This is a genomic window from Herminiimonas sp. (assembly GCF_030645555.1).
GTDB lineage: Bacteria > Pseudomonadota > Gammaproteobacteria > Burkholderiales > Burkholderiaceae_D > Oxalicibacterium.
In genome coordinates this window covers 1-4,085 of record NZ_JAUSME010000239.1, presented here as the reverse complement: position 1 = coordinate 4,085, position 4,085 = coordinate 1, and the positions used below count along the sequence as shown (strand labels likewise).

At 63.5% G+C, this 4,085-nt stretch carries 5 protein-coding genes; 2 read left to right on the top strand and 3 right to left on the bottom strand.

The annotated features are described in order from the left end of the window. Together Q7T06_RS09345 and Q7T06_RS09340 are read left to right on the top strand one after the other, a co-directional pair. Positions 1-394: FAD-binding oxidoreductase (locus Q7T06_RS09345; protein WP_304783940.1), on the top strand; the 394-nt coding region annotated here is incomplete at its 5' end. Positions 395-415: 21 nt separating this feature from the next. Further along, a complete protein-coding gene (locus tag Q7T06_RS09340; RefSeq protein ID WP_304783936.1) occupies positions 416-1,003 on the top strand; it encodes a HutD family protein in 588 nt (195 codons plus the stop codon). A gap of 270 nt (positions 1,004-1,273) precedes the next feature. On the opposite strand, the gene Q7T06_RS09335 is transcribed toward Q7T06_RS09340, so the two are convergent. The 3 genes from Q7T06_RS09335 to Q7T06_RS09325 all read right to left on the bottom strand — a co-directional run. Then, the gene (locus Q7T06_RS09335) at positions 1,274-2,608 is read right to left on the bottom strand and encodes an FMN-binding glutamate synthase family protein (RefSeq protein WP_304783932.1); all 1,335 of its coding nucleotides are present in this window, start codon (positions 2,606-2,608) and stop codon (positions 1,274-1,276) included. Further along, positions 2,608-3,300, bottom strand: a complete 693-nt coding sequence (locus tag Q7T06_RS09330; protein ID WP_304783929.1) for a protein glxC — start codon at positions 3,298-3,300, stop codon at positions 2,608-2,610. Before Q7T06_RS09330 ends, Q7T06_RS09335 begins: the two co-directional genes overlap by 1 nt. After that, on the bottom strand, positions 3,288-4,085 hold a 798-nt coding region (locus Q7T06_RS09325; protein ID WP_304783926.1), incomplete at its 5' end, for a class II glutamine amidotransferase. The genes Q7T06_RS09325 and Q7T06_RS09330, both read right to left, overlap by 13 nt.

The window sequence follows — 4,085 nt, the reverse complement described above, 5'->3', positions numbered from 1 at the left end:
GCTGGTCAGCGAAGGAACGGTCGGCGAGACGCTGTCGAGCGCGGACAATGAGCAGGGCGACATCTCGCTCGACTACATCGCCGAGGTGGGGGCGCAGGTTGCCGAACGGTTCCCCAGCTATGAAACGGCAGGACTGGCGTCTTCCTGGACCGGGGTCTACGACGTGACCCCCGACTGGAACCCGGTGCTGGGTCGCTTGCCCGGCTTGGCTGGCCTGGTGATGGGATACGGATTCTCGGGCCACGGCTTCAAACTCTCGCCTGCAGTCGGCAAGGTCCTGGCGCAGGAAGCAATGGGTCTGGCCACCGATGTATCGCTGAAACCGTATTCGATCGAACGCTTTGCTTCCGGCTCCCTGCTGGTCGGCAAGTACGGTGCCGGCGCGGTTTCCTGATTCCCGCTTCAGGGGTGGCTGATGAGACGATTCGCATTGCAGGAATTTGCAGCGGAGCCCTGGAAGAATGGTGGCGGCATGACACGCACGCTGTTCACCGGGCCGTCCCGGGACGGCAGCGCGGCCTTCGACTGGCGCGTCAGCGTCGCGGAGATTGCGGAGAGCGGGCCGTTCTCGCGATTCCAGGACGTGGACCGGGTGGCAACGGTGTTGGAAAACGGCCCGCTGCGCCTGACCAGGGGGCCGGCTCTCGGCAGCCTGATGCAGCCGCTGTTCGTCGCCGAACGCCATCAGCCGCTTGCATTCCCGGGGGACCTTGCTCTCCATGGAAATATTGGTGACGATCCGGTGTTGTGCCTGAACGTGATGACGCGCCGTGGCGCTGCGCACGCCACGGTGACAGCGATCCACGCCGACACGATGCTGGTGCCCCAGGGCGTTACGCTCCTCTTTTCCGCCAGCGACGGATGGCTGGCAGGGGGTGCCCGGCTGGACTGTTACCAGGGCGTGCTGCTCGAACATGAATGCGCGCTTGAAATACAAGTTCCGCCTTGTCCCCGGGGGCCGCTGATCGCCATCGTGATTGCGACGCAGAGTGCGCCCGGCTGACTCCGCCTGACCCGCCGGACCGGGCATTACCCGGCGCAGCAAGAGCAGCCGCCGTTCTTATATTGCGTTGACCCCATCCCCACCCCAGCCCTCCCCTTGAAAGGGAGGGAGCGTTCGTGGCGTGCCCCGGCCTACGCTGTCAATCAGGATGTGGGTAATGATCAGCCCTGAAAGGCAGGGCAAACAACACTGGAAAAAACACTGGCAAAAACGCCAGCGGCCGGCCCCTACAATTTGTCCTGGCCGGCCGTTTGCACTGCCCTACCGATGTCAGAACGATCCCTGTCCCGGAATCCAGTTGGTGCCGGCCAGGGGAACCCGTGCCATTGCGGCAGCTTCCATCGTCAGTGCAACCAGGTCCTCGGGCTCGAGATTGTGCAGATGCGATTTACCGCATGCGCGGGCAATCACCTGTGCTTCCATCGTCATCACCGCAAGGTAGTTGGCCAGGCGGCGGCCGGCAAGCACCGGGTCGAGGCGTTCCGCCAGCGCCGGGTCCTGCGTCGTGATTCCGGCGGGATCCCGGCCTTCGTGCCAGTCGTCGTAGGCGCCAGCCGTGGTTCCCAGTGCCTGGTACTCTGCTTCCAGCCTCGGGTCGTTGTCACCCAGTGCGACCAATGCAGCAGTACCGATTGCCACCGCATCGGCACCCAGCGCCAGGGCCTTGGCCACGTCGGCGCCGTTGCGGATGCCGCCGGACACGATCAGTTGCACCTTGCGATGCATGTTGAGATCCTGCAGCGCCTGCACAGCCGGACGGATGGCAGCCAGGATAGGGATCCCCACATGCTCGATGAATACTTCCTGCGTCGCAGCGGTGCCGCCTTGCATCCCGTCCAGCACAATCACGTCCGCACCAGATTTCACCGCCAGTGCCGTGTCGTAATACGGCCGGGTTGCGCCCACCTTCACATAGATCGGCTTCTCCCAGTCGGTGATCTCGCGCAGTTCGGCGATCTTGATCTCGAGGTCATCGGGACCGGTCCAGTCCGGATGACGGCAAGCGGAACGCTGGTCGATGCCTTCGGGCAGGCAGCGCATCTTTGCCACGCGCGGGCTGATTTTCTGGCCCAGCAACATGCCGCCGCCGCCCGGCTTGGCTCCTTGTCCGATCACCACTTCGATCGCATCGGCCTTGCGCAGGTCGTCCGGATTCATGCCATAGCGGGAAGGCAGGTACTGATACACCAGGATCTTCGACTGTTCGCGTTCTTCGGTGGTCATGCCGCCATCACCGGTTGTGGTGCTGGTGCCGGCGATCGATGCGCCGCGTCCGAGTGCTTCCTTGGCCCTGCCGGACAGTGCGCCGAAGCTCATGCCGGCGATCGTGACCGGCGTCTTCAGATGGATGGGCTTTTTGGCAAAGCGGCTGCCGAGGATGACGTCGGTGCCGCATTTCTCGCGATAGCCTTCCAGCGGATAGCGGCTGATGGAGGCGCCAAGGAACAGCAGGTCATCGAAATGCGGCAGCTTGCGCTTGGTGCCCGCACCGCGGATATCGTAGATGCCGGTCTGGGCTGCGCGCCGGATCTCGGACAAGGTATTCAGATCGAAGGTCGCCGAGAAGCGCGGCAAGGTCCTGGGTGTGTGGGAATGGTCGCTCATCAGTAAGCTCCTGCATTGTCGACGTGAAAGTTATAGAGAGTGCGGGCCGAGCCATAAAGCTTGAACTCGGCCGGCTTGACGTCCTTGTGTCCGGCGCGCTCAAGCAGTGTTGCCAGGATGTCCGCGTCGGCTGCGGTCATGGGCTTTTCCTCGCAATCCGCGCCCAGGCTCTTGACCTTGCCACGTACGAAGATGCGTACTTCATACAAGGAGTCGCCAAGCGCTTCGCCAGCGTCGCCGAGCACGACCAGATTGCCGGCCTGTGCCATGAAGCCCGAGAAGCTGCCGACCGATCCGCCCACCACAATGTCCGCACCCTTGAGCGAGATGCCGCAGCGCAGGCCGGCGTCGCCGTCAATGACCAGCAGGCCGCCGTTGGCCGTTGCGCCGGCTGCGTTGGAGGCAAAGCCCTTGACGTGAACGGTGCCGCTCATCATGTTCTCGGCCACGCCGGTACCGGCGCTGCCGTCGATCGTGACGTTGGCATGCTGGTTCATGCCAGCGGCGTAATAGCCGGCATGACCGTGGATTTCCACTTCGATCGGCGCATTCAGGCCGGCGGCAATGCTGTGCGCGCCGTCGGCGTTGAGGATGGTGACTCGGGCCGATCCGATTTCCTTCACTTCCTGGTGCAGGAAGCGGTTCACCTCGCGCAGTGGCGTCCTGGTCAGGTCAAATGTCAGATCGTCCATACATACATCTCCTCTGGTGCAGGCTCGAATACGCGAGCGTTCTTTATGTTCGGCAAGTGCGCCAGCGACCTGAACTCGGAGGCGATGGCGACGTAGTCTTCGGTCTCGGCAACCACTGCCGGTTTGCAGGCGAAGGGGTCGCGTACCAGAGCAAGCTTGTCTTTGGTTCCCATCAGCAGGGTGTAGAAGCCGTCGAGTTCCTTGAATGCGTGTCGCAGCGCCTGCTCAAGATCGTCGCCCTCGCGCATGCGCCACTCGATGAAGCGGCAGGCCGCTTCGGTGTCGTTGTCGGTCTCGAAATGTATGCCCAGCGGTTGCAGCTTGCGGCGAATCGCATTCGGATTGGACAGTGAGCCGTTATGCACCAGGCAGAAGTCCTCGCCGGCGGTAAAGGGGTGGGCGCGATCCGGTGTGACCGCCGACTCGGTCGCCATGCGGGTGTGACCGACCAGGTGCGTGCCCTGCATCGAACCGAATCCATATCGCTGCGAAACCTCGGCTGGCGTGCCAATGTCCTTGTACAGGTCGATCGACTTGCCTGCTGACAGCAGGAACAGGCCCGGGAAGGCGCTGCCCAGCCACGTCCTGAACGCCGCCGGCTCGAGCGCGGCCGTGACGATGGCGTGATTGCCCTTGGCTTCCAGGCCGACCGCGAGGTTCCACTCGGTGCCCAGCTGGTCCGCCAGCACCTGCCAGTTGAAATGATCGCCCTCCGCAAGCAGGCCCGAATACACGCTGTATTTGCGCTGCTCGCCCGCGAGCGGGGCGGTGAACACCGCCAGGCC